The organism is Variovorax sp. LG9.2 (assembly GCF_035018885.1).
Taxonomy (GTDB): Bacteria; Pseudomonadota; Gammaproteobacteria; order Burkholderiales; family Burkholderiaceae_C; genus Variovorax.
Genome location: NZ_JASJXB010000004.1, coordinates 244,114 through 269,370, shown reverse-complemented (window position 1 = coordinate 269,370; position 25,257 = coordinate 244,114). Strand labels below are relative to the sequence as shown.

Genomic DNA, 25,257 nt, shown 5'->3' with positions numbered 1-25,257 from the left:
CTCGATAATCGTCTCGATGAACCGCCAACTGCAACTCGACCACTTTTCGCTCGCTTTGCACAGGCGGGCCATCGATGCGTTGCGCGCCGATCCGACGTTGAACGCCCGTGTCCGGCAAACTTTGACGCGCTGGCGCTCACAGGCCGGCGAAACACGCTCGGATGCTCTGTGGTCCGAATGGGAACAACTGCTGTCTGACGAGCCGGATGCATTGGCGCGGGCCGCTTTGTCGGAAACCGATCACGGGCAGCTCATGCGAAGTGTTTCTCCGCTGGGCGTGCTTGTAACGCAGCGCGAGCGCACCGCGTTGCTTTCGCAGTCGCGCGGATATGTAGCGCTGTCGCAATGAAGCTGGAAGAACTCCAACATGTCCTCCGGGCTGCGGCCGCTATCACGCAAGAGAACTCACTGGTGGTGGTCGGGAGCCAGGCGATCTTGCTGCTGCTGGACGAGCCGCCGGCGGCCTTGCTGATTTCACGCGAGGTAGACCTTTACCCTGCCATGCATCCGGAGCGTGCCGACCTGATCGACGGCGCGATCGGCATGCATTCGAGCTTTCATGAAACCTTCGGCTATTTCGCCGACGGTGTCGGGCCAGAGACTGCTGTGATGCCTGCGGACTGGATGAAAAGGGCAAGCCTTCATTACATCGGCGAGGTCACCGCGACTTGCCCGGACCTTCACGATCTGGCGCTATCCAAATGCGTCGCCGGTCGCGAGAAGGACGCTGACTTCGTTCGCGAACTTCCGAGAAGCGATTTGCTTTCGGCCGTGATCCTTAAAGAGCGTCTCTCACTGCTCGACAGCGCCAAATATCCTCTTGAACACATCGGCGTCTGGATCAACCGACGCCACAGCGAGGCGAAAGCCAATCCATGAAACTCGTCATCCTCGACCGCAACGGCACCATCAACGTGAACCGCGACGACTTCGTCAAGAGCGACGTCGAATGGACGCCGCTGCCCGGCGCGCTCGAAGCGGTGGCGCGACTCAACCACGCTGGGTGGCATGTGGTGATCGCATCGAACCAGTCGGGCCTGGGGCGCGGTCTGTTCGACGTGGCGTCGCTCAACCTGATGCACGCCAAGATGCACAAGATGCTGGCCAGTGTCGGCGGTCGTGTCGATGCGGTTTTCTATTGCCCGCACAGCCCGGACGAGAACTGCAATTGCCGCAAGCCCAAGGCGGGTCTGTTCCGGCAAATCGGCGACCGCTACGGCGTCGACCTGGCCAACGTGCCGACTTGCGGCGACAGCCTGCGCGATCTGCAAGCCGGCGCGTCGGTCGGCTGCGAACCACACCTGGTGTTGACCGGCATGGGCGCTGCGTGCCGCGGCGTCGAACTGCCGCCGGAGTACCCGGCCAAAACGATGGTGCACGACGATCTCGCCGCCTTCGTAGACTTCCTGCTGGTGCGCGAAGCGAAGAAGCAGGCTGAACTGCAGGTGGCGATCTGATGGCTTTCGTTCGCTCCCTGCTTCATGCCCTCTGGATGCTGGTCACCGTGGTCCCCTGGGGCATCATCATGTGCGTCAGCTCGCTTTGGAAACGCGGCATTCCACTGTACTGGATGGCCGAGCGCTGGCTGCGTTGGGCGATCGGCGGAGCGCGGGTTTTGCTCGGCATTCGCACCCGCGTCACCGGCATGGAAAACCTGCCGACCGATCAGCTTGCCGGCGCCGTGCTGCTGGTCAAGCACCAGTCGACGCTCGAGACGTTTTTGATGCCGACGCTGATGCCGCATCCGCTCGCCTTCGTGTTCAAGAAGGAACTGATCTACGTGCCATTTTTCGGCTGGGCGATGGCGCGGCTCGACATGATCCACATCGATCGGAGCCAGAAGACGCAGGCCTTCAACAAGGTCGTGAGCCAAGGGCGTGTGCTGTTGGCACAAGGCATCTGGATCATCATGTTCCCGGAAGGCACGCGCATTCCGCGAGGCCAGAAGGGTACCTACAAAAACGGCGGTACGCGACTCGCTTGCGAGACTGGCGTTCCAGTCATTCCGGTGGCCGTCACCTCGGCCAGGGTATGGCCGCGCAAGGCCTTCATCAAGCGGCCCGGCATCGTCGATGTGTCGATCGGCCCGGCGATTCCGAGCGTCGGCCGCAAGCCCGACGAGCTGATGCGCGAGGTCGAGGCCTGGATCGAATCCGAGATGCGTCGGCTCGACCCGGAAGCGTACGCCGCAGCCGTAGCCGCCGCCTGACAAGAACCTCCATGCGCGGCCTCCTGCAGTTCACGCTCGATTTGTTCAACGTGCCCGAGGCGGACGTCGATCTGGTTGTCGATGACTTGCCGCCAACCCAAGCGCCGAAGCTGCAGCAGTCCACACCGTTGCTTCCACTGTCGCAGTCGCAGTCGCCGTCGAACTCGGTGCCACACGCACCGGTCGCTCCCTCTGTGCCGCTCAAGGACGTGTTGTCCCACGCCCGTTTCATTCACCCCCGTGCCACGCGCGAAGTGGTAGTCGGCCATGCGCGCGTCGGCTACGAGTTCACCCGTGGCAAGCGCGGCACCATCGGTTTCGTGGTCGGCGCCGAGGGACTGTCGGTGCGCGCCCCGCGCTGGGTCACGCTGCGCGATGTCGATGCGGCTGTGCTGGAAAAAGCCGACTGGATCGTCCGCAAGCTGGCTGAAACGCAAGAGCGTCACGCGCGCGTCGAAGCTTCGCGCATCGAATGGAAAGACGGTGCGACCTTTCCGTTTCTAGGCGAGCCTGTTGTGGTGCAACTCGATCCGCGCCACGGCTTCAAAGGTGTGGGCGCCGTGCTCGATGCGGAACTCGATGCGAACGGCGCGCGAACTTTGCGTCTCGCGGTGGCAAACAACGCCAATCCGGATCAGATCCGCGACGCGGCGCAAGCGTGGCTCACGCGCCAGGCGCGCCGCCTGTTCACCGAGCGCCTCGATGCCTACGCGCCGAAGCTCGGTGTGCGGTGGAAAAAGCTGTCACTGTCGAATGCTGCGACAAGATGGGGCAGCGCCAGCAGCGACGGTTCGATCCGCCTGAACTGGCGCCTCATCCATTTCCGCCTGCCCGTGATCGACTACGTGGTCGCGCACGAGCTGAGTCATCTGCGCGTGATGGACCACAGCCAGCGCTTCTGGGAGACGGTCGAGAGCGTCATGCCCGACTACCAGCAGCTTCGTCGGCACCTCAAAGACGAGACGATCCCTCGTCTTTAGCGCCTATGGCTACCGGGCGTGAGTGACGCCGCCGTCGACGACGAGGGTCGATCCCATCACGTAGTCGCCCGCGCGCGAGGCCAGATAAATCGCAGCGCCCGCCATGTCTTCCGGCGTGCCGATGCGACCGGCCGGGATGCGCCCCTTCACCTCGTCTCCGTGGTCACGCGCATCCTTGTTCATGTCCGATGCAAACGCGCCCGGCGCGATCGCGCTCACCACGATGCGGTCTTGAGCGAGCCGCAATGCCATGCGGCGCGTCAACTGGATCAGGCCGGCTTTGCTCGCCGCGTACGAATACGTCTCCTGCGGGTTGACCGAAATGCCGTCGATCGACGCGATGTTGATCACCTTCGCCAAGTGGTCGGTCGCAGCCTTCTTCAGCATCGGTGTCAGGGCCTGCGTCAGAAAGAACGGCGCCTTCAGGTTGAGATCGACCACCTTGTCCCAGCCGCTCTCCGGGAACTCGTCATAAGGCGCGCCCCAGGCAGCGCCGGCGTTGTTGACCAGGATGTCGAGCGAACTTTCATGCTTGGCGTAGGCATCGACCAGCGCCTGCGCGCCGGCCAGCGTCGACACATCGGCGGGCAGCGAAATGCAGGTGCCGAAGGCCGAAAGCTCCTTGGCGGTCTGGTCGCAAGCCGCTGCTTTGCGCGCCGAGATATAGACGCGTGCGCCCTGAGCCAGATAGCCCTCGGCGATCATGCGGCCGATGCCGCGCGAGCCGCCGGTGATGAGCGCGGTGCGCCCTTTGAGCGAAAAGAGGTTGCTGGTGTCCATTGATGTCTCCTGAACTTGTTTGAAAAATTTGCCGGCAAAGCTTAGTGCGCGATGCGGCGCTGGCGCGTCACCTTGGCGCCAGAGCGCTCCCCCGAGACCCCGTTTCGGGCGTCGTTCTCGTCGTTCAAAGCGCCAGCGCGCGCGGGCTTTCGAAGCGTCGGGGCTCGCCAGTCACCGGATCGCGGAAGGCGACGGATTTCGCGAGCAGTTGCAGCGGTTTGTCGAAGTCGTCGCTGTCCGCCGGCATCAGCGTCGGGTAGATCGGGTCGCCGACGATCGGCACGCCCAGCGCCATGCAATGCACCCGTAGCTGGTGCTTGCGGCCGGTGACGGGGGCGAGGTCGAGCAAAGCGCGCTCGCCACGCACTTCGCGCAGTGATAGATGTGTCTCGGAATTCGGCTCGCCTTCGACTTCTTTCACGCGCATGAAGTGGTCGTCGTCGTCCACCAGCTGGCTGCGATACACGCTTGGCACCGATGCGCCTGCGGGCCACGTCACGATTGCCTCGTATCGCTTTTCGACCGCGCGATCGGCGAACAGGCTCGTGTACGCGGCGCGCGTCTGCGGCTGCACAGAGAACAACACCAGCCCCGCCGTGCCGCGGTCGATGCGGTGCAATGGCGCCAGATCGTCGATTCCCAGCTTGCGCTTGAGCCGGACCAGAAGGCTCTCTTGCAGGAACTTGCCGCCCGGCGTGACCGGCAAAAAGGGCGGCTTGTCGGCGACGACAAGGTGTTCGTCATGGAACAGCACCGCCTCGTCGAACGGAATACGGGGCTCTGCATCGAGCGTGCGGTAGTAGTAGACGCGCAGCGGTGCCTGGTAGTGCCGGTCGGCCGTGACTCGCTCTCCGTGCTCGTCGACGACGGTCCCGGCGTTCATTCGCCCGATCCATGTCGCGCGGTCGATGGCCGGAAAACGCTCGACCAGAAAGTCGGTGATGGTCGGCCACGGGCCGGTCGGCAAACCGACACAACTCGGGCCGACGCCGTCGCGCGTGGGCAGCGGTAGTGCGGGCTTCACATGCTCGCCCCGGCGAGTGCTGTTTCCAGTTCGCTGAACGACGGCCGCGCGCCGATGTCGGGCTGCAAGCAACGTGTTGCAAGCGTCTGCAAGCCGTCGGGCAAGGGGCCGGCCGCATCGCATCGTTCCGCCAGCTCTTCGAGCAGGCAGCCGAAGGCGCGCACCTCCAGTCGTTGCAGCGCGAGAGATTGCGCCACACCCAGACTGCCGGTCATGGCCGCTGCGCCGAAGTCGCCGAGCAGCGCCGTGCCATCAGCCTCGAACAGGATGTTGTGCGCGTACAGGTCGCCATGCACGATGCCGTGCGCGTGCAGATGCGCCATCGCCGACGCGATGCCCCGTGCCATCCGGTGCGCGGCCGGCAGCGACCACTTGGCATCTGGTGAATACACATCCCGCGTACAGGAAGCGAAGCTGGGGGGACCAGCGAGGTTGCGATACGCCGGATCTACCAGCGCCATCAGCAACCCGTCGGTGCCATCCGGGTGCCCGGTAATCTGCCCCTGTGCCGAAACGAGATTGGGGTGCGAGCCGGCGGCGAGCGAGGCGGCCATCTCGCTGTGCGGCCAGCCGTCGCTGGTGACTGCGCCCTTGAAGAGCTTGACCGCGACGGGTCGCTTTCGGTCGTTGCCTTCACCGTCGTTGCGCTCACCGTCTTGGCCGCCGAGCGCGGCCTGGTAGATCACGCCCGATGCGCCTTCACCGAGCTTGGCACCCAGCGCCAGGCGGCGCCAGTCGACCTGCGGGATGGCAGTGCTCGCCGCCACGTCATGCTCGGCACGCTCGCAGAATGGATTGCCGCTAACAGCCAGCCACGACAGGCGCGGCAGCGAGAGCAGCCACGACGGCACCGTCTCGAACGCATTGGCCGAGATGCGCAGCAGCTCCAGGTTTTGCAGCGACGCCATCGAATCGGGCAACGCGCTCAATCGGTTGCCCGCCAGCATCAGCTTCTGCATGCGGGCGCAGGCGCCGACCGAAGCGGGCAGTGCCTCGATCGCGTTGTCCGTCAGGATCAGCCAACGCAGCGAGGGGGGTAGCGCATGCGAGGGCACCTTTCGAATGCGGTTCGCCTTGAAGCCGACGATGTCGAGCTGACTGCATTGCCCGATCGATTCCGGCAACGTCGTGAAGCGGTTGTTCGAGCAGAAGAGCACCCGCAGCTTGTGCAGCCGCCCGAGGTCGTCGGGCAGCGAATCGAGCGCATTGCCCGACAGGTCGAGCACTTCGAGCGAATCGGCAAGCGCAAAAATCTCGCGCGGAAACTCGGTGAGTCCGCACGACAAAGCCAGCCGCTGCGCACCTGCCAGCCGGCCCGCGCGCAACTGAGCAAGCATGTCCATGCCGCGAGTTTAGGTGGCTGCGTTGCGCGGACTCAAGTGGTCGGAAGCCCGAAGCGGTAGACGCCGTCGGCACCGCGCGTGCGCTTGAGCTGTCCTTCGAACATCAGCATGTTCAGATGCGCCACCGTCTCGCCCATCGCGAAGGTCATCTGGTGCGAATCGAGCTCGCGCTTGAACATGATGAGCATGCCCTCGGCCGCGCTCAGCGGACGCTCCGCGCACCCCTCCATCAGTTCGGCCAGCCGGTCGCGATGGTGCTCCTGCAACTGCTCCACACGGCGATGAATGCCGGTGAACGGCTTGCCGTGCGAAGGCAGGCCGAGCGCGTCGGCCGGCAGGACGTTGAACTTGACGATGCTGTCGAGAAAGAGCCGCAGCGAGTTGGCTTCCGGCTCGCCCGCATGCACGCTGACGTTGGTCGAGATGCGTGGCAGCATCATGTCGCCGCCGATCAGCAGGTTGAGGTCGGCGCAGTACAGCGCGATGTGTTCGGGCGCGTGGCCGTAACCGCTGATGCAGCGCCATGCGTGCCCGCCGATCATCACGGTGTCGCCGTCCATCATCCGCACGTAGGTGTCCGGCACGGCGGGCACCATGTCGGCGTAGTAGCTGTTGCGACTGCGAATCTCCGCGATGACTTCGGCATTCGTCACGCCATGCATGACGAGAAAGTCAGCCGCCATGTCGCCGCCGGCACCGCTGTCGCTGCTGGTTTTGCTCGTGAGCAAGCGGGCCACGTTGTAGTCGGTGGCGCTGATCCAGAGCGGCGCGTTCCAGCGCTTGCAGATGAAGTCGGCCAGACCGATGTGGTCGGGGTGCATGTGCGTGACGATGACGCGCAGGATCGGCATACCCTGCAACTGCGTCTCGAAGATCTGCTCCCACTGCGCGCGGGACTCGTCCCGAGCGATGCAGCAATCGACCACCGTCCAGCCCTCGACCCCGTCGATGGAATCGCGCAGCAGCCAGAGGTTGATGTGATTGAGCGCGAAGGGCAGCGTCATGCGAATCCAACGCACGCCGGGCGCCACTGCGAGCGCCTCGCCGACTTCGGGGAGGGTGTCGCCCAGGGTGTAATGGAGTTCGCGTTCTAGGAGGTTCATGTAAGATTGACGTTTACGTAAACGTCATGATGTGACGCCACATTGTAGGCAGTGCGCGACCATCCCGCTGTCGCCGCCGGAACGTCCTTTTCTCTTCATGCCGACGCAGACCTTCACCATCAGCGAGCTCGCCAAGGAGTTCGACCTCACGACGCGAGCCATCCGCTTCTACGAGGACCTGGGCCTGCTCGCACCGGGGCGCTCCGGCTTGCAACGCATCTACAGCGCGCGCGACCGGGCCCGGCTCACGCTCACGCTGCGCGCCAAGCGCCTGGGCCTGAGCCTGACGGAGGCCAAAGACATTCTCGACATGTACGACAGCCCGCGCGACACCGAGGCGCAACTCGAAAAGTTCCTGGGTGTGCTCGGCAGCCACCGGGAGCAGCTCGAAGCGCAACTGGGTGAGCTGCAGGCCAACCTCGAAGAAGTGCGTGCCCACGAGAAAAAAGCGCGGGCCACCCTGGCACGTTCCCGCAAAGTTCCTGGCCGCTGAACCTTCCCGTTGAACCCTTACCTTAGCCACAATATCGCCATGCCTGAATCACTCGAAGACCTCTTTGCCCACAACCGGTCCTGGGCTGCACAAATGGAACGCGACCGGCCCGGCTTTTTCACCGGCCTGGTGAAGCAGCAGACGCCACGCTACATGTGGATCGGCTGCTCCGACAGCCGGGTGCCGGCCAACCAGATCACCGGGCTGGAGCCGGGCGAGGTTTTCGTGCACCGCAACGTCGCCAACATCGTCGTCCACTCCGACCTGAACGCGCTGTCGGCGATCCAGTTCGCCGTGGAGCGTCTGAAGGTCGAGCACATCATGGTGGTGGGTCACTACGGTTGCTCGGGCGTACAGGCCGCGCTGGAGGGCGCGCGCATCGGCATTGCCGATAACTGGATCCGCCACATCCAGGACGTGCGCGACCGGCACCGCGTGATGCTCGAAACCTTTCCGCCGGAAGTCCGGGCCGATGCGCTGTGCGAACTCAACGTCGCCGAGCAGGTGGTCAACGTGTCGGTCAGCACCGTGATGGTCGACGCCTGGAGCCGCGGCCAGTCGGTGCGGGTGCATGGCTGGACCTTCGGCGTGCACGACGGCTTGCTGCAAGACCTGGGCTTCGACGTCGACGGCAGCAAGCCACTCGACAATCAGTACCGCGCTGCGGTGCAGCGTATTCGCTACAAGTGGAGCAGGCCGCCGGAGACCAGCACTGCGCCGGCGCCCGACACGGCCAAGGCGACCGGCTGATCCGCCGGCCGACGCACTCGCGCTCTTTCGGCTGACCTCATCCTGCCGATCAGCGCGACGCGGCCTGTTACTCGATCCATAAACCCGCGGCTGGCTGGCCGTTCCTCCAAGGAGATCCTCATGTCCGAATCCATCGTCATCGTCGGCGCCGCCCGCACCCCCATGGGCGCCTTTCAAGGCGACTTTTCTTCACTCGCCGCGCACGATCTTGGTGGTGCCGCCATCAAGGCAGCTGTCGAGCGCGCCGGCATCGACGCCGCCACGGTCGGTGAAGTGCTCTTCGGCAACTGCCTGATGGCTGGCCAAGGCCAGGCACCGGCACGCCAGGCGGCCTACAAGGGCGGCCTGCCCGATAGCGCGGGGGCCGTCACGCTCAGCAAGATGTGCGGCTCGGCCATGAAGGCCGCGATGTTCGCGCACGACATGCTGCTGGCCGGCACGCACGACGTCATGGTCGCGGGCGGCATGGAGAGCATGACCAATGCGCCCTACCTGATGCTCAAGGGTCGTGGCGGCTACCGCATGGGCCACGACCGCATCTTCGACCACATGATGCTCGACGGCCTGGAAGACGCCTACCAGCCGGGTCGCTCGATGGGCACCTTCGGTGAAGACTGCGCAGCCAAGTACAACTTCACCCGAGAGCAGCAGGATGCCTTCGCCACCGCCAGCGTGGAGCGCGCGCGCCACGCCACGGCCGATGGCTTGTTCAAGGCCGAGATCACACCGGTAACGGTCAAGGGCCGCAGCGGTGAAACGATCGTCGCCATCGACGAAGGCCCGGGCAAGGTCAAGCTCGACAAGATCGCCACGCTCAAGCCGGCCTTCAAGAAAGACGGCGGCACCATCACCGCCGCATCCAGCTCTTCGATCAACGACGGCGCTGCGGCGCTGGTCATGATGACCGAGTCACATGCAAAGAAGATCGGCGCCAGGCCGATCGCACGGCTGGTCGGTCACGCGACCCATGCACAGCAACCCGAGTGGTTCTCGACCGCACCAGTCGGTGCTGTCGCCAAGCTTTTCAAGAAGACCGGCTGGGGCGTGAAAGACGTCGATCTGTGGGAAGTGAACGAGGCCTTCGCCGTGGTGCCGATGGCGCTCATGAAAGAGCTCGACGTCGCGCATGACATCGTCAACGTGCACGGCGGCGCCTGCGCGCTGGGCCACCCGATCGGCGCGAGCGGCGCTCGCATCATGGTCACGCTCATCCATGCGCTGCAATCGCGCGGCAAGAAGCGCGGCGTCGCGACGCTGTGCATTGGCGGCGGTGAAGGCACCGCGGTCGCGATCGAACTGATCTGAATGGGTTCGTGCTTGAAGCGAAGCCTGGTCGCCATCCTCGCCATCGTGCTTGCGGGCGTGTTCGTGCAGACAACGGCGTTCGCGCAGAGGCGAGACAACGTACTGTTCGATGCCGCCACGGCAGAGCAGCAGGCTGTGCTCAAGACCTTGCAGCGCCTGGTCAACATCGAGACCGGCACGGGTGATGCCCAGGGCATCGCCGCGGTCGGCAATCTGCTCGAAGGCGAACTGAAAGCGCTGGGTTTCAGCGTGACGCGCAGCAAGGCGGCCGCTGGCGTGGTCGGTGACAACCTCGTCGGCAAGCTGAAAGGCAAGGGCGGCAAGAACCTTCTGCTGCTCTCGCACATGGACACCGTCTACCCGAAAGGCACTTTGGCCAAGTCGCCGTTTCGCCTCGAAGGCGCGCGCGCTTATGGCCCCGGCATCGCCGACGACAAGGGCGGCACCGCTGTCATCCTGCACACGCTCAAACTGCTGAAGGACTATGGCGTGCGCGACTACGGCATCATCACCGTGCTATTCAATACCGACGAAGAAAAAGGCTCCTTCGGGTCGCGCGAGTTGATCGAGCAGGAGGCGCGGCTGGCCGACTACGTGCTGTCGTTCGAGCCGACCAGCGCCGAGGTCGAAAAGATGACGCTCGGCACCTCGGGCATCGCCTATGTGCAGGCCAACATCAAGGGCAAGACCTCGCACGCGGGCGAGGCGCCAGAAGCGGGTGTCAACGCGCTGGTCGAGGCATCGGACCTGGTGCTGCGCACGATGGACATCGACGACAAATCCAAAGGCCTTCGCTTCAACTGGACCATCGCCAAGGCCGGCACCGTCAATAACGTCATCCCCGACAGCGCCACGCTGAATGCCGACGTGCGCTATGCGCGCAACGAAGATTTCGAAGCGGCGATGAAGACGCTCGAAGAGCGGGCGCAGAACAAGAAGGTGTCCGGCTCCGAGGTTGAAATCGTCGTCACCCGCGGCCGCCCGGCGTTCAACGCGGGCGAGGGCGGCAGGAAGCTGGTCGAAAAGGCTGCCGGCTTCTATCGTGAAGCTGGCGGCATGGTCGAAATCGAAGAGCGTACCGGCGGCGGCACCGATGCGGCCTACGCAGCGCTGTCGGGCAAGCCGGTGATCGAGAGCATGGGACTGCCAGGCTCCGGGTATCACAGCGACAAGGCCGAGTACGTGATGATCGACGCCATTCCGCGTCGGCTCTACATGACCGCGCGGATGATCATGGATCTCGGCGCGGGCAAATAACAGATCTCGGAGACACGACATGCTGCTGACCCCCGACCAGGAAGCGATCCGCGACGCGGTACGCGATTTTTCGCAGGCCGAACTGTGGCCGCACGCGCCTGCATGGGACCGCGAGCACGCGTTCCCCAAGGCGGCGCACGCCGGCCTCGCCGCACTCGGCGCCTACGGCATCTGCGTGCCCGAAGAAGACGGCGGCGCCGGGCTCGACTACGTCACGCTGGCATTGGTGCTCGAAGAAATCGCGGCTGGCGATGGCGGCACCAGCACGGCCATCAGCGTGACCAATTGCCCGGTCAACGCCATCCTCATGCGCTACGGCAACGCGCAGCAAAAAAAGAAGTGGCTGCAGCCACTGGCGCAGGGCCACATGCTCGGCGCCTTTTGCCTGACGGAGCCGCAGGCTGGCAGCGACGCGTCGAGCCTGCGCACCACCGCGCGCAAGGATGCCCACGGCTACGTGATCGACGGCGTCAAGCAATTCATCACCAGCGGCAAGAACGGCCAGCTGGCCATCGTCATCGCGGTCACCGACAGGGGTGCCGGCAAGCGCGGCATGAGCGCGTTCATCGTGCCGACCGATGCGCCGGGCTACAACGTCGCGCGGCTCGAAGAAAAGCTCGGCCAGCACTCCAGCGACACGGCGCAGATCAATTTCGACGGCTGCCGCATCCCGGCTGAAAACCTCATCGGGCAAGAAGGCGAGGGCTACAAGATCGCGTTGGGCGGGCTCGAAGGTGGCCGTATCGGCATTGCCGCGCAGAGCGTCGGCATGGCGCGCAGCGCGTTCGACGTGGCGCTGGCCTATGCCAAGGATCGCCAGGCCTTTGGCGGCAGCATCTTCCAACAGCAGGCCGTGGGCTTTCGGCTGGCCGAATGTGCCACGCAGCTCGAAGCCGCGCGCCAGCTCATCTGGCACGCAGCGAGCCTGCGCGACGCCGGCCTGCCGTGCCTGAAAGAAGCCGCGATGGCCAAGCTCTTCGCCAGCGAAATGGCCGAAAAAGTCTGTAGCGCGGCCATCCAGACGCTCGGCGGTTACGGCTATGTGAACGACTTTCCTCTGGAACGCATCTACCGCGACGTGCGCGTTTGCCAGATTTACGAAGGCACCTCGGACATCCAGAAGCTGATCATCCAGCGGGCATTGGCCTGAGCTTTAACGGGTGCCCGACGGGGTGGCTGGCGAGCAGGGTGCGCGGGGTGTTCCAATGGAGGACCTCATGAGCGCCACCACGCCCCCTCCCGCCCCCTGTCCTTGCGGCCGTCGCGACCGCCGCGAGAAGCCGTTTACCTACGCCCTGTGCTGCGGGCGCTACCTCGACGACTTCGACATCACGCCCGCGCCCGACGCCGAATCGCTCATGCGCTCGCGCTACACCGCCTTCGTCAACGAACGCGCCGACTACCTGCTCGCCACGTGGGCGCAGGGCCACCGGCCGTCGCAAGTCACCTTCGAGCCCGGCGTCAAATGGCTCGGACTCGACGTGCGCTCGCGCTCCGTGCTCGACGCTGACCATGCCGAAGTCGAGTTCGTGGCGCGCCAGCGCGACGCTGCCGGCGTCGCCACCCGTTTGCACGAGCGCAGCCGCTTCGTTCGCGAGGAAGAGCGCTGGTACTACGTCGACGGCACGCGGTACTGATCGGTCATCGCTCCATGAGTGACCTCCCCTTCGATGCGGTGCTGTTCGACTGCGACGGCGTGCTGGTCGACTCCGAGCCCATCACCAATCGCGTGCTCGCCGAAATGCTGGGCGAGCTGGGCTGGAAGCTCAGCACCGAAGAATCGATGCGGACTTTCACTGGCAAGGCCGTCAGGGATGAAGCCGCGCTGATCGAGGCGCGCACCGGTTTCGCCATCACACCTGAATGGCTCTCCGGCTTTCGCGAGCGCCGCAACATCGCGCTGCATGCCGATCTGCTCGCCATCCCCGGCGCGGTCGATGCTGTGCGACGGGTGCATGCGCTGGCGGGCGGGCGTATCGCCTGCGCTTCAGGGGCCGATCTGCACAAGGTCGAGTTCCAGCTGGTCAAGGTCGGTCTGCACGACTTCTTTGCCGGCCGCGTCTTCAGCGGCCACGACACGCCGCGCAGCAAGCCGTTTCCGGATGTCTACCTGGCGGCGGCCGCCGCGCTGGGCGCCGACTCGGTCCGCTGCGCCGTCGTCGAAGACACCGTCACCGGCGTGACCGCGGGCGTAGCGGCCGGTGCCACGGTGTTCGGCTACAGCCCGCCCGGCATGGCGGGGCTCGGCCACAGCGACCCCGACGCGATGCGCGCCGTCGGCGCCAGCGTGGTGTTCACCGACATGTCGCAATTACCCGATGTGCTGGCCGCCTGGCGGGCGCCCCGCTGACGTGCGGAGCCCCCGCCTTTCTGGTGCAATGAGTTCGTTGCCAGAAAGGAACGTCATGACCACCCCCTCCGCCTACCAGACCCAACAACCCGAGCGCACCGCCATCGATGCGCTGAAGGGCGCTGCGGTCGTCGAGTTCGGCACCAACTGGTGCGGCATCTGCAAGGCGGCGCAGCCCGTCATCGTCGAAGCGTTCGCCGGCCATCCGCATGTCGAACACATCAAGGTCGAAGACGGCAGCGGCCGGCCTCTCGGCCGCTCGTTCAACGTCCGGCTTTGGCCGACGCTGATCTTTCTGCAGGACGGACGCGAAGTGGCGCGACTGGTGCGGCCGACCGAGGCGCAACCGATCGCCGACGCGCTCGCCGGCATCGACCCGATCGCCTGAAGACATCAGGACGGAGTAATCCGACTATTCGGCGGGTCGCCGAAACGCTCCCGGTGTCATGCCGGTCCAGTCGCGGAACGCGCGCGCGAAGCTTTTCTCGTTGCGAAAGCCCACTGCCAGCGCGATCTGCTTGATCGGCTTTGTCGTGCGGCGCAATTGCCGTTGCGCCTCGTCGCGACGCACCTCGTTCTTGATCGACTGCAGCGACGTGCCTTCGTCCTTCAACTGGCGATGCAAGGTGCGGGCCGATACGTTGAGCGCAGATGCCAGCGCGTCGGCGGTGTTCGATGCAGCACGCGGCGCCGTAGCGTGCGATCCCGCTTCACTATCGGCCGGCCCGCGCATCAGCTCGCGCACGCGCTGTCCCAGCAGGCGGTCGCGCCGGTACTGCAGCACCGTCAGCGGGAGCGCACGCTTGAGCATGGTGCGCAGCGCGCGCTCGTCGCGTTGCAGGGGCAACGCAAGGTAGCGCTCGTCGAAGCTGTAGCTGGCACGGGCCGCATCGAACCGCACGTCGCCAGCGAACATCAACGCGTAGGCGTCGCGGTGGGATGGCGCTGCGAAAGGGAAGGTCGCGTGGCGCAGCGAGATGCGCGAGTCGATCGCCCAGCAAGCGTAGCCATGCAGGAAGCGCAGGCTCGACACCAGGCAGAACTCGCGGAACGCCTTGTCGAGCGGCCGCTGTTCGGTGATCGACAAGGTCGCCACGCCGCCCGTTACCTGCAGGTCGAGCGCGATGTCGTCGGTCAACAGCCGATGGTGACGGCACCAGCGCTTGATGGCCAGGCCCAAGTCGGGCGAGCCCAGCGAGGCACGGCACAGCATGCCGTAGCTACCCCAGGGCAGCTTGCGGGTGAACCATCCCAGCGCTTCGTCGTCGAGCTCCTGCATCGCGTGCGCGTTGAGCGTTTCGAACTGCACTGCCGTGACGCGGGCACCTGGTCTGGCGACATCGCGCGGCGCGATCTGTGCCGCGCGCAGGGCGCCCGCCGAGTCGACGCCATAGCGCTCGTAGCCTCGTACGATCGCTCGCACGAAAGCCATCGGCGTGGCGGCGCGGGCGGGGCTCAGGAACGAAGGGGAGGACATGGTATGGATGCCTTCATGTGGCACGATTTGCAACCATTGTGGCGCCAATTGAGGATCGTGCGGGCGTAAGCTGCGGTGTCACAGGAGACAAACCCCATGCACGATCCCGGCCTCAATTTCGACCTGGGCGACACCATCGATTCGCTGCGCGACGCCATCCAGACGTTCGCCGCCGCAGAAATCGCGCCGCGCGCCGCGGCCATCGACAGCGAGAACCTTTTTCCACACGACCTGTGGCAAAAGCTCGGCGCTCTCGGCCTGCACGGCATGACGGTCAAAGAGCAATACGGCGGCACCGAACTCGGCTACCTCGCGCACATCGTTGCGATGGAGGAAGTCTCGCGCGCGTCGGCGTCCGTTGGCCTCTCTTATGGCGCGCACTCCAACCTGTGCGTGAACCAGATCCACCGCAACGGGACCGACTTTCAAAAGAACAAGTACCTGCCCAAGCTGGTGAGCGGCGAGCACGTCGGCGCGCTGGCGATGAGCGAGCCCAACGCTGGCTCCGACGTCATCAGCATGAAGCTCAGGGCCGAGAAGAAGGACGGCTACTACGTGCTCAACGGCGGCAAGATGTGGATCACCAACGGCGGCGACGCCGACACGCTGGTTATCTACGGCAAGACCGAGCCCGAGATGGGCGCCCGCGGCATGACGGCCTTCATCGTCGAGAAGAACTTCAAGGGGTTCAGCGCCGGCACCAAGCTCGACAAGCTGGGCATGCGCGGCAGCAACACCTACCCGCTGTTCTTCGACAACTGCGAAGTGCCCGCCGAGAACGTGCTGGGCGGCGAAGGCATGGGCGCCAAGGTGCTGATGAGCGGCCTCGACTACGAGCGTGCGGTGCTGTCCGGCGGCCCACTCGGCATCATGGCTGCGTGCATGGACGCGGTGCTGCCCTTCATCCACGACCGCAAGCAGTTCGGCCAGAGCATCGGCGAGTTCCAGTTGATGCAGGGCAAGCTGGCCGACATGTACTCGACCTGGCAGGCCACGCGCGCCTACGTCTATGCGGTCGGCAAGGCCTGCGACCGCAACGAGCACGCGCGCACCTTTCGCAAGGATGCGGCCGGCGCGATTCTGTATTCGGCCGAGAAGGCGACGTGGATGGCCGGCGAGGCGATCCAGGCGCTGGGCGGCGTGGGGTACACGAAGGACTTTCCGGTGGAGCGGTTGTGGCGCGACGCGAAGCTGTATGAGATCGGCGCGGGGACGAGTGAAGTGCGGCGAATGCTGATTGGGCGCGAGTTGTTCGCAGAGACCTCCTGAGGGCGGGCCATGACATCGAACCTGAGTTATGCAAAAGGCGCGACCGATGTCCCGCTGATCGAGCAGCCCATCGGCGCGTTCCTCGACAACATGGTCGCTTCGCAACCCGACCACGAAGCCCTGGTCAGCCGTCACGAAGCCCGGCGCTTCAGCTACCGCGAACTGCAGACCGAATCGAACCGCCTCGCCAGCGCGCTGCTGAACCTCGGCCTGGTGCCGGGCGACCGCATCGGCATCTGGTCGCACAACAACGTGCCGTGGGTGCTGATGCAGATCGCGACTGCCAAGGTCGGGCTCATCCTGGTCAACATCAACCCGGCGTACCGCACGTCGGAGTTGGAATACGCGCTCAACAAGGTCGGCGTGAAGGCGCTGGTCACGATGGCGCAATTCAAGACCAGCGACTACCTCGGCATGCTGCGCGAACTTGGGTCAGCCAGGCTGCCATTGCTGAAGCACACCGTGTGGATCGACAAGTCAAGCGATGCCGATCAACCCGGCATGCAGCGCTTCTCAGCCCTGCTCGCCAGCGGTAACCCCGACGACCCGCGCATCGCGCAGATCGCCGAGACGTTGAAGGCTACGGATCCGATCAACGTTCAGTTCACCAGCGGTACCACCGGCTTCCCCAAGGGCGCGACGCTCACGCACCGCAACATCCTGAACAACGGCTTCTTCATCGGCGAGTGCATGAAGCTCAGTCCGCACGACCGGCTGTGCATTCCGGTTCCGCTGTACCACTGCTTCGGCATGGTGCTGGGCAACCTGGCGGCGCTGACTCACGGCTCGACGATCGTCTATCCGAACGACGGCTTCGATCCGCTCACGGTGCTTGAAACCGTTCAGGCTGAAAAGTGCACCGGCCTGCACGGCGTGCCGACGATGTTCATCGCCGAGCTCGACCATCCGCGCTTCGCCGAGTTCGACCTGTCGACCTTGCGCACCGGCATCATGGCCGGCTCGCCGTGCCCGACCGAAGTCATGAAGCGCGTGGTCGACCAGATGCACCTGGGCGAAATCACCATCGCCTACGGCATGACCGAAACCAGCCCGGTGAGTTGCCAGAGCAGCACCGACACGCCGCAAGACAAGCGCGTTTCGACTGTGGGCACGGTGCAGCCGCACATCGAAGTCAAGATCATCGATCCGGAGACCGGCGCGACGGTACCGCGCGGCATGTCAGGTGAGTTCCTGACACGCGGCTATTCGGTGATGCACAGCTATTGGGAAGACGAACCCCGCACCCGCGAAGCCGTCGACGCCGAACACTGGATGCATACCGGTGATCTGGCCGTGATGGACGACGAGGGCTACGTCAACATCGTCGGTCGCATCAAGGACCTGGTGATCCGCGGCGGCGAGAACATCTACCCGCGCGAGATCGAAGAGTTTCTGTACCGGCACCCGAAGGTGCAGGACGTGCAGGTCGTCGGCCTGCCCGACAAGCGCTACGGCGAAGAGCTGTGCGCGTGGGTCATCGTGAAGCCGAACCAGAGCGCGACCGAAGACGAGATCCGCGACTTCTGCAAAGGCCAGATCGCGCACTACAAGGTGCCCAAGTACATCCAGTTCGTCACCGAGTTCCCGATGACCGTCACCGGCAAGATCCAGAAGTTCAAGATCCGCGATGAGATGAAAGAGCGCCTCGGCCTCAACGAAGAGAAGACCGCATGAGCAAGCTAGAAACCAAACTCAACGCCCGTTCCGCCGACTTTCAGGCCAACGCCGTCGCGATGCGCGCATTGGTCGACGACCTGCACGCACAGTTCGCCAAAGTCGAGGCCGGCGGTGGAGAAGCCGCTCGCGCCAAGCACGTCGCGCGCGGCAAGTTGCTGCCACGCGATCGCGTCGCTGAACTGCTCGATCCCGGCACGCCGTTCCTGGAGATCGCACCGCTTGCCGCGTACGGCATGTACCTCGACGCCAAGGGCAACGAGTCCGCCCCCGGCGCAGGCCTCATCGCCGGCATCGGCCGCGTCGCCGGCATCGACTGCATGGTGGTTTGCAACGACGCGACAGTGAAGGGCGGCACCTACTATCCGCTGACGGTGAAGAAGCATCTGCGCGCGCAGGAGATCGCCGAGCAAAACCACTTGCCGTGCATCTACCTGGTCGATTCCGGCGGCGCCAACCTGCCGAACCAGGACGAGGTGTTCCCCGATCGCGATCACTTCGGCCGCATCTTCTACAACCAGGCGCAGATGAGCGCGCAGGGCATTCCGCAGATCGCCGTGGTCATGGGTTCGTGCACCGCGGGCGGCGCCTACGTGCCGGCAATGAGCGACGAATCCATCATCGTGAAGAACCAGGGCACGATCTTTCTGGGTGGCCCGCCGCTGGTGAAGGCCGCGACCGGCGAGGTCGTGACGGCCGAAGACCTGGGCGGTGGTGATGTGCACACGCGGCTGTCGGGCGTGGTCGATCATCTGGCGCAGAACGACCTGCATGCGCTGGCGCTGGCGCGGTCGGCGGTGGCTAATTTGAATGCCAAAGCGGCGCGGCCTGCAATGCCCGAACCGGCCACGCCGCGTGCGCCCGACTTCCCGCGAGAAGAGCTTTACGGTGTCATCCCGACCGACACGCGCAAGCCTTTCGACGTGCGCGAGATCATCGCGCGCGTGGTCGACGGCAGCGAGTTCCACGAGTTCAAGCAGCGCTTCGGCGCGACGTTGGTCTGCGGCTTCGCCGAGATCGAAGGGATGCCCGTCGGCATCATCGCCAACAACGGCATCCTGTTCAGCGAGTCGGCGCAGAAGGGTGCGCACTTCATCGAGCTGTGCTGCCACCGCAAGACGCCGATCGTCTTCCTGCAGAACATCACCGGCTTCATGGTCGGCCGCAAGTACGAGAACGAAGGCATCGCGCGCCACGGCGCCAAGATGGTCACGGCCGTTGCAACGGCCAACGTGCCCAAGTTCACCATCATCATCGGCGGCAGTTTCGGCGCGGGAAACTACGGCATGTGCGGCCGCGCCTACTCGCCACGCTTCCTGTGGATGTGGCCGAACGCGCGCATCAGCGTGATGGGCGGCGAGCAAGCCGCGAGCGTGCTGGCGACCGTCAAGCGCGACGGCATCGAAGCCAAAGGCGGCACATGGAGCGCCGACGAAGAAGAAGCCTTCAAGGCACCGCTGCGCCAGCAATACGAAGTGCAGGGCCATCCCTACTATGCGACGGCGCGCATCTGGGACGACGGGATCATCGATCCGGCGGATACGCGGCGTGTGCTTGCCCTCGGGCTGGCGGCGTCGCGCAATGCGCCGATACCGGAACCGAAGTTCGGCATCTTCCGGATGTAGTCTCGCAATGCGGCTCCCGGACTACTTCATCCAGCTCGCGCGCTACCACGCGTGGGCCGCCCACAAGCTGTTGGCGGACGACCTCGCGCGACTGAGCGATGACGAGTGGCATCGCGACTTGCGCCTGTTCTTCGGCTCTGTGCACCGCACCGTGAACCACCTGCTGGTGGCCGACACGATCTGGTACGCGCGCTTCGCAGAAAGCACAGCGCTGCGCATCGCGCTCGATGCCGAATTGCACACCGAGCGAGCCGAGCTCTGCGCCGCGCTGGCGGCTGCGGTGGACCGTTGGGCGCCATGGGCGGAGACGATGGATGCCACGCGTCTGGACGGTGATCTCGTGTACACCCGTACCGACGGCGAGGCTGTGTGCATTCCTTACGCGCCGGCCCTTGGTCACGTTTTCAACCACGCAACCCACCACCGCGGCCAGCTCACTGCGGGCGTGACGGCGATGGGTCATCCCGGCCCGTCGCTCGACTGGGCCCATCTTCTGCAAATCGAGGCGAAACAGCGCAGATGAACGATTTCACCAAACTGACCCTCACGACGGACGGCCCCATCGCCCGCATCTGGCTCGACCAGCCCGACACGCGCAACGCTTTCGACGACACCGTGATCGCCGAGCTGACGCAAGCTTTCGCCGAAGCCGGCGCGATGGCGAACGTCAAGGCCATCGTCCTCGGCGCCAACGGACCGGCGTTTTGCGCCGGCGCCAACCTGAACTGGATGCGCCGCATGGCCGACTACTCGCGCGATGAAAACGTCACCGATGCCGGCAAGTTGGCCGAGATGTTGCGCGTGATCGCCGAGTGCCCCAAGCCGACCATCGCGCGGGTGCAGGGCGATGTGTACGCCGGCGGCATGGGGCTGGTCGCGGCTTGCGACATGGCGGTGAGCGTGGACACGGCTTGGTACTGCCTGAGCGAAGTGAAGATCGGCCTGATCCCCGCGACCATCAGCCCCTACGTGATTCGCGCCATGGGGACGCGCGCGGCGCAGCGTTACTTCTTGACGGCCGAGCGCTTCACGGCCGCCGAGGCGCATCGCATCGGCTTCGTGCACGAGGTGGTGGCGGCCGATGCGCTCGACGCCAAGGTCGACGAGTTGCTCAAGGCCTTGCTCAGCGCCAGCCCGGCCGCCGTGCGCGCCGGCAAGCAACTGATCGCCGACGTGGCGGGTCGTGACATCGACGCTGCGCTGATCGCCAAAACCGTCGAGTGCATCGCCGATATTCGCGCCAGCGAAGAGGGGCGCGAGGGCGTGCAGGCTTTTCTGCAAAAGCGCAAACCGTCGTGGCTCGAAGCCAAAGCCTGATGCAAGTGAGCATCGCCCACTCGATGACATCAAACGCCCTAGGGAACATCGCATGATCTTGAAAGACCGACGCCAGTTGCTGCTTGCATCCGGTACCGCATTGCTCACCGGCTTGGCCGCTTCGACATCGCGCGCCCAGCCGGCCGCAGCGTCGACGGGCGTCCCGGCGCCAGCCCCCGCGCCGACATTGAGCGCGGCGCCCAAGGGTCCGGCGGCATCGCCGGTGACGCACATCCTGGCGCGCTACGCCGCAACAGCCACGGTCGACCAGATACCGGCAGCGGTGCGCAAGGAGGCGACTCGGACGCTGCTGAACTGGGTCGGTTGCGCGGTCGGCGGCTCGCAGCAGAATGCGCCCACGCATGCAGCGGCGGCGCTCAAGCCGTTCTCCGGTCCGCCGCAGGCCAGCCTGTTCGGTCGAACAGAACGTCTGGACGCGATGCAGGCCGCACTGGTCAACGGCATCAGCTCGCACGTGCTCGACTACGACGACACGCACCTGAAAACCATCATCCATCCGGCCGGTCCGGTCGCTTCGGCGTTGACGGCCTTTGCCGAATACCGGCCGGTTTCCGGCGCCGACTTCATGAACGCGCTGGTGCTGGGCTGCGAGATCGAATGCCGCATGGGCAACGCTGTCTATCCCGAACACTATGCGATGGGCTGGCACATCACCGGCACCACCGGCGTGTTCGGCGCTGCTGCCGCCATCGGGCGCCTGCTCAAGCTCGACGAAAAACGCATGGCTTGGGCGCTCGGCAACGCCGCGTCGCAACCGGTCGGTCTCAAGGTGCAGTTCGGTTCCGACACCAAGAGTTTTCATCCTGGCAAGGCGGCGCAGAACGGGATGCTGTCGGCACTGCTGGCAGAACAAGGCTTCACCGCCTCTGAAGTCGCCATCGAGGGTTTCGATGGCTGGGGCCAAGCCATGAGCACGCGCCATGACTGGACCCAGGTCACCGGGGGATTGGGCGAGCGTTACGAGCTGGCGCTCAACACTTACAAGCCCTTCGCGTGCGGCATCGTGGCGCATCCCGCCATCGATGCGGCGATCCAGTTGCGCGCGGCCCATGCGCTCAAGCCCGAGCAGATCGCGTCGGTGGAACTGAAGGCGCATCCGCTGGTGCTCAACCTGATGGGCAAGACGGAACCGCGCACCGGCCTCGAAGGCAAGTTCAGCGTCTATCACGCTGTCGCCGTGGCACTGGTGACGGGGCGGGGCGGCGACCAGGCGTTCAGGGACTCGGCCGTCAACGATCCGACGGTGCTGGCGGTGCGCAACAAAGTGGCGGTGAGCGTCGACAACGCGATCAAGCCGGACCAGGTCGATATGACCGTGACGCTCACCGACGGCCGTAAGTTGCACCAGTTCATCGAGCACGCCGTGGGCAGTCAGGACCATCCTATGTCCGATGCCCAGCTGGAGGACAAGTTCACCGGTTTGACCGACGGCATCCTGGCCCCGGAACGCAGCCGCCAACTGATGGCGTTGTGCTGGAAAGCCTGGGACTTGGCCGATGCCGGCGACATTGGGCGCGCCGCTGCGGCAGCGTGACGGGCGTGCCGACCTTTCTGCAATCACAACAACCGCATGGGATGACCCGCTGACATGAGCGCGCTCGACATGCCGCAACTGCTGGCGTTGGCCGCCGCCATCGGCTGGGCCAGCGGCATCCGGCTGTATCTGGTGGTGTTGCTGACCGGGCTCGTTGGCTACTTCGGCTGGTTTGCCTTGCCCGGCGGGTTGCAGCTGCTGGCGCATCCGGCGGTGCTGATCGCCAGCGGCTTCATGGTCTTTGTCGAGTTCTTCGCCGACAAGATTCCGGGCCTCGATTCGCTCTGGGACATGGTGCACACCGTCATCCGCATCCCGGCCGGCGCGGCCTTGGCGGCCAGTGTGTTTGGCGGCGACCATGCGGCGCTGGCGCTGGTCGCGGCCCTGCTCGGCGGTGGCTTCGCGGCCACCGCGCATGCCGCCAAGGCGACCACGCGCGCCGCCATCAACACTTCGCCCGAGCCGTTCAGCAATGTCGGCGCGTCGTTGGTTGAAGACGCTGCGGTGCCGACCGGTCTGTGGCTCGCCGTCGCGCATCCGCTGGTGTTCGGCGTGCTGTTCGTCATCGTGCTCATCGGCAGCGTGTGGCTCATTCGCAAGAGCTGGCGCTTTCTCAGGTCGCTCTTCGGCCGCGTTGCGCGCATCTTCAGCGGCAAGTCCGACCCGGGCGTGACCTCCGCTTTCCAGTTCAACAAGAAACCTTCGGAAGACAGCCCTCATGTTTAAAAAGATCCTGATCGCGAACAGAGGTGAGATCGCTTGCCGTGTCGCCGCGACGGCGCGCCGCATGGCGATTCGCACCGTCGCCGTCTACTCCGATGCCGACGCGCATGCCAACCATGTACGCGCTTGCGACGAGTCGGTTTACCTCGGCGGCAGCGCGCCCAAAGACAGCTATCTGCGCTGGGAAAAGATTCTCGAAGCAGCCAAGGCCACGGGTGCTGAAGCGGTGCATCCGGGCTACGGCTTCCTGAGCGAGAACGAAGAATTCGCACAGGCCTGCGCTGATGCGGGCCTCGTCTTCATCGGGCCGCCGCCCTCGGCCATCAAGGCGATGGGTCTCAAAGCTGCATCGAAGCAGTTGATGGAAAAGGCCGGCGTGCCGCTGGTTCCTGGCTACCACGGCCACGACCAGAACCCGGCGCTGCTGCAGCGCGAAGCCGATCGCATCGGCTACCCGGTGCTCATCAAGGCCAGCGCAGGCGGCGGCGGCAAGGGCATGCGGGTGGTCGACAAGAGCGAAGACTTTGCAACTGCGCTGGCGTCGTGCCAGCGCGAGGCGATCAACAGCTTCGGCGACGACGCGGTATTGATCGAAAAATACGTGCAGCGTCCGCGCCACATCGAGATCCAGGTGTTCGGCGATACGCAAGGCGATTGCGTCTATCTTTTCGAGCGCGACTGCTCGGTGCAGCGGCGCCATCAGAAGGTGCTCGAGGAAGCGCCGGCACCCGGCATGACCGAGGCGATGCGCAAGGAAATGGGTGCGGCGGCGGTCGCTGCTGCCAAGGCGGTGAAGTACGTCGGGGCGGGGACAGTCGAGTTCATCGTCGAGCAGAGAGACGGTGGCGAAATGAACTTCTTCTTCATGGAGATGAACACGCGACTGCAAGTCGAGCATCCCGTGACCGAAGCCATCACCGGCCTCGACCTGGTCGAGTGGCAACTGCGCGTGGCGTCGGGCGAGCCGTTGCCGTTGAAGCAGAGCGAACTCAAGATCCATGGCCATGCCATCGAAGCGCGCATTTGCGCTGAGAACCCGGACAACAATTTCCTGCCCGCGACCGGCAAGCTGCTGGTCTATCGCAAGCCGCAGGCGACGGCATTCGAGAGAACGAAGCTGAGCGACCCGCGTGTCGCGGTCCGCATCGACGACGGCGTGCGCGAAGGCGGCGAGATCTCGCCGTTCTACGACTCGATGATCGCCAAACTCATCGTGCATGGCGCGGACCGTGCCGAAGCACTGGCGCGTCTCGATGCAGCGCTGGCGCAGGTGCACATCGTCGGCGTGGCGACCAACGTGCAGTTCCTGCGCGGTGTGCTGGCGACCGATTCGTTCGCCAACGCCAAGCTCGATACCGCATTGATCGAGCGCGAACGCGCTGTGCTGTTCGACTGTGAACCGCTCGGCCTGCCGCTGGCGGCCGCTGCGGCCATCACACGCACGTTGATCGGCGAATGGCCGTCGAAGATGCCCGACCCGTTTGCGCGTCGCGATGGCTGGCGTGCGCTGGGCGAATACACGCGTCACTTCGATTTCGAATTTCGGGGTGAAGACGCGTCGGCCTTCGTGACATACAAGCGCGACGGCAGTCTCTGGCTGAAAGTCGGCGACGTCGAAGGCGCGCTGGTCATCGGCCAGTTTCCAACCGGCGAGTTCGAAGTCGAATTCAACGGCGGGCGCCACACGCTGAATGTCTACGAGAGCCAGGGCACTGCACACGTTTTCGCGCAGCAGGGCGCGAGCAAGATCACCACCATCGACCGATTGGCGCATGCGGGCGAAACGCAAGCCGAAGGCGGCCGGCTGACCGCGCCGATGCCGGGCAAGGTGGTGTCGTTCGCCGTGAAGGCTGGCGACAAGGTGACCAAGGGGCAGCCGTTGGCCGTGATGGAAGCGATGAAGATGGAGCACACCATCGCGGCACCGGCCGATGGCACGGTCGAAGAGCTGCTGTATGCGCCGGGCGATCAGGTGACTGAAGGGTCGGAGCTGCTGCGCATCGCCACTCCAGAGGCTTCCTGA

General features: G+C 65.0%; 26 protein-coding genes. 21 read left to right on the top strand and 5 right to left on the bottom strand.

Annotated elements, in window-relative coordinates:
• Nucleotides 1-16: 16 nt before the first annotated feature.
• Genes QN413_RS06495 through QN413_RS06475 form a run of 5 tightly spaced genes read left to right on the top strand, consistent with a single transcriptional unit; the run spans nt 17 to nt 3,189 of the window.
• Nucleotides 17-349: a hypothetical protein gene (locus tag QN413_RS06495; protein WP_323495796.1), complete on the top strand. Its 333-nt coding sequence runs from the start codon at nt 17-19 to the stop codon at nt 347-349.
• Nucleotides 346-879, top strand: coding sequence for a DUF6036 family nucleotidyltransferase (locus QN413_RS06490; RefSeq protein ID WP_323495795.1), 534 nt, complete (start codon nt 346-348; stop codon nt 877-879). Before QN413_RS06495 ends, QN413_RS06490 begins: the two co-directional genes overlap by 4 nt.
• Entirely contained in the window at nt 876-1,457 is a 582-nt protein-coding gene (gmhB, locus tag QN413_RS06485; protein ID WP_323495794.1) for a D-glycero-beta-D-manno-heptose 1,7-bisphosphate 7-phosphatase, read from the top strand. The genes QN413_RS06490 and gmhB overlap by 4 nt, the downstream gene beginning before the upstream one ends.
• Nucleotides 1,457-2,209: a lysophospholipid acyltransferase family protein gene (locus tag QN413_RS06480; RefSeq protein WP_323495793.1), complete on the top strand. Its 753-nt coding sequence runs from the start codon at nt 1,457-1,459 to the stop codon at nt 2,207-2,209. Before gmhB ends, QN413_RS06480 begins: the two co-directional genes overlap by 1 nt.
• Nucleotides 2,210-2,220: 11 nt before the next feature.
• Nucleotides 2,221-3,189 (top strand): SprT family zinc-dependent metalloprotease, encoded by a 969-nt coding sequence (locus tag QN413_RS06475; protein WP_323495792.1) that lies wholly within the window; start codon nt 2,221-2,223, stop codon nt 3,187-3,189.
• Nucleotides 3,190-3,198: 9 nt separating this feature from the next.
• Here the strand turns inward: QN413_RS06475 and QN413_RS06470 are convergent, their stop codons facing one another.
• The 4 genes from QN413_RS06470 to QN413_RS06455 form a co-directional block, all read right to left on the bottom strand.
• Nucleotides 3,199-3,969, bottom strand: coding sequence for an SDR family oxidoreductase (locus tag QN413_RS06470; protein ID WP_323495791.1), 771 nt, complete (start codon nt 3,967-3,969; stop codon nt 3,199-3,201).
• Nucleotides 3,970-4,093: 124 nt separating this feature from the next.
• Nucleotides 4,094-4,993, bottom strand: coding sequence for a pseudouridine synthase (locus QN413_RS06465; RefSeq protein ID WP_323495790.1), 900 nt, complete (start codon nt 4,991-4,993; stop codon nt 4,094-4,096).
• The gene (locus QN413_RS06460) at nt 4,990-6,336 is read right to left on the bottom strand and encodes a leucine-rich repeat-containing protein kinase family protein (protein ID WP_323495789.1); all 1,347 of its coding nucleotides are present in this window, start codon (nt 6,334-6,336) and stop codon (nt 4,990-4,992) included. Before QN413_RS06460 ends, QN413_RS06465 begins: the two co-directional genes overlap by 4 nt.
• A 32-nt stretch (nt 6,337-6,368) precedes the next feature.
• Nucleotides 6,369-7,439: an MBL fold metallo-hydrolase gene (locus QN413_RS06455; protein ID WP_323495788.1), complete on the bottom strand. Its 1,071-nt coding sequence runs from the start codon at nt 7,437-7,439 to the stop codon at nt 6,369-6,371.
• A gap of 97 nt (nt 7,440-7,536) precedes the next feature.
• Here QN413_RS06455 and QN413_RS06450 point away from each other — a divergent pair, with 97 nt between their 5' ends.
• The 8 genes from QN413_RS06450 to QN413_RS06415 all read left to right on the top strand — a co-directional run bounded on the left by QN413_RS06450 (nt 7,537) and on the right by QN413_RS06415 (nt 13,982).
• Nucleotides 7,537-7,932 (top strand): MerR family DNA-binding transcriptional regulator, encoded by a 396-nt coding sequence (locus QN413_RS06450; protein ID WP_323495787.1) that lies wholly within the window; start codon nt 7,537-7,539, stop codon nt 7,930-7,932.
• Nucleotides 7,933-7,971: 39 nt separating this feature from the next.
• Nucleotides 7,972-8,682: a carbonate dehydratase gene (gene can / locus QN413_RS06445; protein WP_323495786.1), complete on the top strand. Its 711-nt coding sequence runs from the start codon at nt 7,972-7,974 to the stop codon at nt 8,680-8,682.
• 120 nt (nt 8,683-8,802) lie between these two features.
• Nucleotides 8,803-9,987 (top strand): acetyl-CoA C-acyltransferase, encoded by a 1,185-nt coding sequence (locus tag QN413_RS06440; protein ID WP_323495785.1) that lies wholly within the window; start codon nt 8,803-8,805, stop codon nt 9,985-9,987.
• Nucleotides 9,988-11,244, top strand: a complete 1,257-nt coding sequence (locus tag QN413_RS06435; protein ID WP_323495784.1) for a glutamate carboxypeptidase — start codon at nt 9,988-9,990, stop codon at nt 11,242-11,244.
• 19 nt (nt 11,245-11,263) lie between these two features.
• Nucleotides 11,264-12,394 (top strand): acyl-CoA dehydrogenase family protein, encoded by a 1,131-nt coding sequence (locus QN413_RS06430; protein WP_323495783.1) that lies wholly within the window; start codon nt 11,264-11,266, stop codon nt 12,392-12,394.
• Between the two features lie 67 nt (nt 12,395-12,461).
• The gene (locus QN413_RS06425) at nt 12,462-12,881 is read left to right on the top strand and encodes a YchJ family protein (protein ID WP_323495782.1); all 420 of its coding nucleotides are present in this window, start codon (nt 12,462-12,464) and stop codon (nt 12,879-12,881) included.
• Nucleotides 12,882-12,895: 14 nt separating this feature from the next.
• Nucleotides 12,896-13,594: an HAD family phosphatase gene (locus QN413_RS06420; protein WP_323495781.1), complete on the top strand. Its 699-nt coding sequence runs from the start codon at nt 12,896-12,898 to the stop codon at nt 13,592-13,594.
• Between the two features lie 55 nt (nt 13,595-13,649).
• Nucleotides 13,650-13,982, top strand: a complete 333-nt coding sequence (locus QN413_RS06415) for a thioredoxin family protein (protein ID WP_323495780.1) — start codon at nt 13,650-13,652, stop codon at nt 13,980-13,982.
• Between the two features lie 24 nt (nt 13,983-14,006).
• Here QN413_RS06415 and QN413_RS06410 read toward each other — a convergent pair whose 3' ends face one another.
• On the bottom strand, nt 14,007-15,071 hold the full coding sequence (locus QN413_RS06410) for an AraC family transcriptional regulator (protein ID WP_323495779.1): 1,065 nt from the start codon (nt 15,069-15,071) through the stop codon (nt 14,007-14,009).
• Between the two features lie 96 nt (nt 15,072-15,167).
• Here QN413_RS06410 and QN413_RS06405 point away from each other — a divergent pair, with 96 nt between their 5' ends.
• Genes QN413_RS06405 through QN413_RS06370 form a run of 8 tightly spaced genes read left to right on the top strand, consistent with a single transcriptional unit; the run spans nt 15,168 to nt 25,257 of the window.
• Nucleotides 15,168-16,340 carry an isovaleryl-CoA dehydrogenase gene (locus QN413_RS06405; RefSeq protein ID WP_323495778.1) on the top strand — a complete coding sequence of 391 codons (1,173 nt, stop codon included), beginning with the start codon at nt 15,168-15,170 and terminating at the stop codon, nt 16,338-16,340.
• A gap of 9 nt (nt 16,341-16,349) precedes the next feature.
• Nucleotides 16,350-18,014 (top strand): AMP-binding protein, encoded by a 1,665-nt coding sequence (locus QN413_RS06400; RefSeq protein ID WP_323495777.1) that lies wholly within the window; start codon nt 16,350-16,352, stop codon nt 18,012-18,014.
• Nucleotides 18,011-19,639 carry a carboxyl transferase domain-containing protein gene (locus QN413_RS06395; RefSeq protein ID WP_323495776.1) on the top strand — a complete coding sequence of 543 codons (1,629 nt, stop codon included), beginning with the start codon at nt 18,011-18,013 and terminating at the stop codon, nt 19,637-19,639. Before QN413_RS06400 ends, QN413_RS06395 begins: the two co-directional genes overlap by 4 nt.
• Before the next feature lie 7 nt (nt 19,640-19,646).
• Entirely contained in the window at nt 19,647-20,162 is a 516-nt protein-coding gene (locus QN413_RS06390) for a DinB family protein (protein ID WP_323495775.1), read from the top strand.
• Complete coding sequence (locus tag QN413_RS06385; RefSeq protein WP_323495774.1) at nt 20,159-20,956, top strand: enoyl-CoA hydratase/isomerase family protein; 798 nt, start codon at nt 20,159-20,161, stop codon at nt 20,954-20,956. The genes QN413_RS06390 and QN413_RS06385 overlap by 4 nt, the downstream gene beginning before the upstream one ends.
• A gap of 52 nt (nt 20,957-21,008) precedes the next feature.
• Nucleotides 21,009-22,511, top strand: coding sequence for an MmgE/PrpD family protein (locus QN413_RS06380; protein ID WP_323495773.1), 1,503 nt, complete (start codon nt 21,009-21,011; stop codon nt 22,509-22,511).
• Between the two features lie 54 nt (nt 22,512-22,565).
• Entirely contained in the window at nt 22,566-23,237 is a 672-nt protein-coding gene (locus tag QN413_RS06375; RefSeq protein WP_323495772.1) for a DUF4126 domain-containing protein, read from the top strand.
• Nucleotides 23,230-25,257 carry an acetyl/propionyl/methylcrotonyl-CoA carboxylase subunit alpha gene (locus tag QN413_RS06370; protein ID WP_323495771.1) on the top strand — a complete coding sequence of 676 codons (2,028 nt, stop codon included), beginning with the start codon at nt 23,230-23,232 and terminating at the stop codon, nt 25,255-25,257. The genes QN413_RS06375 and QN413_RS06370 overlap by 8 nt, the downstream gene beginning before the upstream one ends.

Coding starts and splice junctions, on each gene's coding strand:
- QN413_RS06495 (WP_323495796.1), top strand. CDS start 17: ATGAACCGCCAACTGCAACTCGACCACTTTTCGCTCGCTTTGCACAGG.
- QN413_RS06490 (WP_323495795.1), top strand. CDS start 346: ATGAAGCTGGAAGAACTCCAACATGTCCTCCGGGCTGCGGCCGCTATC.
- gmhB (WP_323495794.1), top strand. CDS start 876: ATGAAACTCGTCATCCTCGACCGCAACGGCACCATCAACGTGAACCGC.
- QN413_RS06480 (WP_323495793.1), top strand. CDS start 1,457: ATGGCTTTCGTTCGCTCCCTGCTTCATGCCCTCTGGATGCTGGTCACC.
- QN413_RS06475 (WP_323495792.1), top strand. CDS start 2,221: ATGCGCGGCCTCCTGCAGTTCACGCTCGATTTGTTCAACGTGCCCGAG.
- QN413_RS06470 (WP_323495791.1), bottom strand. CDS start 3,969: ATGGACACCAGCAACCTCTTTTCGCTCAAAGGGCGCACCGCGCTCATC.
- QN413_RS06460 (WP_323495789.1), bottom strand. CDS start 6,336: ATGGACATGCTTGCTCAGTTGCGCGCGGGCCGGCTGGCAGGTGCGCAG.
- QN413_RS06455 (WP_323495788.1), bottom strand. CDS start 7,439: ATGAACCTCCTAGAACGCGAACTCCATTACACCCTGGGCGACACCCTC.
- QN413_RS06450 (WP_323495787.1), top strand. CDS start 7,537: ATGCCGACGCAGACCTTCACCATCAGCGAGCTCGCCAAGGAGTTCGAC.
- can (WP_323495786.1), top strand. CDS start 7,972: ATGCCTGAATCACTCGAAGACCTCTTTGCCCACAACCGGTCCTGGGCT.
- QN413_RS06440 (WP_323495785.1), top strand. CDS start 8,803: ATGTCCGAATCCATCGTCATCGTCGGCGCCGCCCGCACCCCCATGGGC.
- QN413_RS06435 (WP_323495784.1), top strand. CDS start 9,988: ATGGGTTCGTGCTTGAAGCGAAGCCTGGTCGCCATCCTCGCCATCGTG.
- QN413_RS06430 (WP_323495783.1), top strand. CDS start 11,264: ATGCTGCTGACCCCCGACCAGGAAGCGATCCGCGACGCGGTACGCGAT.
- QN413_RS06425 (WP_323495782.1), top strand. CDS start 12,462: ATGAGCGCCACCACGCCCCCTCCCGCCCCCTGTCCTTGCGGCCGTCGC.
- QN413_RS06420 (WP_323495781.1), top strand. CDS start 12,896: ATGAGTGACCTCCCCTTCGATGCGGTGCTGTTCGACTGCGACGGCGTG.
- QN413_RS06415 (WP_323495780.1), top strand. CDS start 13,650: ATGACCACCCCCTCCGCCTACCAGACCCAACAACCCGAGCGCACCGCC.
- QN413_RS06410 (WP_323495779.1), bottom strand. CDS start 15,071: ATGTCCTCCCCTTCGTTCCTGAGCCCCGCCCGCGCCGCCACGCCGATG.
- QN413_RS06405 (WP_323495778.1), top strand. CDS start 15,168: ATGCACGATCCCGGCCTCAATTTCGACCTGGGCGACACCATCGATTCG.
- QN413_RS06400 (WP_323495777.1), top strand. CDS start 16,350: ATGACATCGAACCTGAGTTATGCAAAAGGCGCGACCGATGTCCCGCTG.
- QN413_RS06395 (WP_323495776.1), top strand. CDS start 18,011: ATGAGCAAGCTAGAAACCAAACTCAACGCCCGTTCCGCCGACTTTCAG.
- QN413_RS06390 (WP_323495775.1), top strand. CDS start 19,647: ATGCGGCTCCCGGACTACTTCATCCAGCTCGCGCGCTACCACGCGTGG.
- QN413_RS06385 (WP_323495774.1), top strand. CDS start 20,159: ATGAACGATTTCACCAAACTGACCCTCACGACGGACGGCCCCATCGCC.
- QN413_RS06380 (WP_323495773.1), top strand. CDS start 21,009: ATGATCTTGAAAGACCGACGCCAGTTGCTGCTTGCATCCGGTACCGCA.
- QN413_RS06375 (WP_323495772.1), top strand. CDS start 22,566: ATGAGCGCGCTCGACATGCCGCAACTGCTGGCGTTGGCCGCCGCCATC.
- QN413_RS06370 (WP_323495771.1), top strand. CDS start 23,230: ATGTTTAAAAAGATCCTGATCGCGAACAGAGGTGAGATCGCTTGCCGT.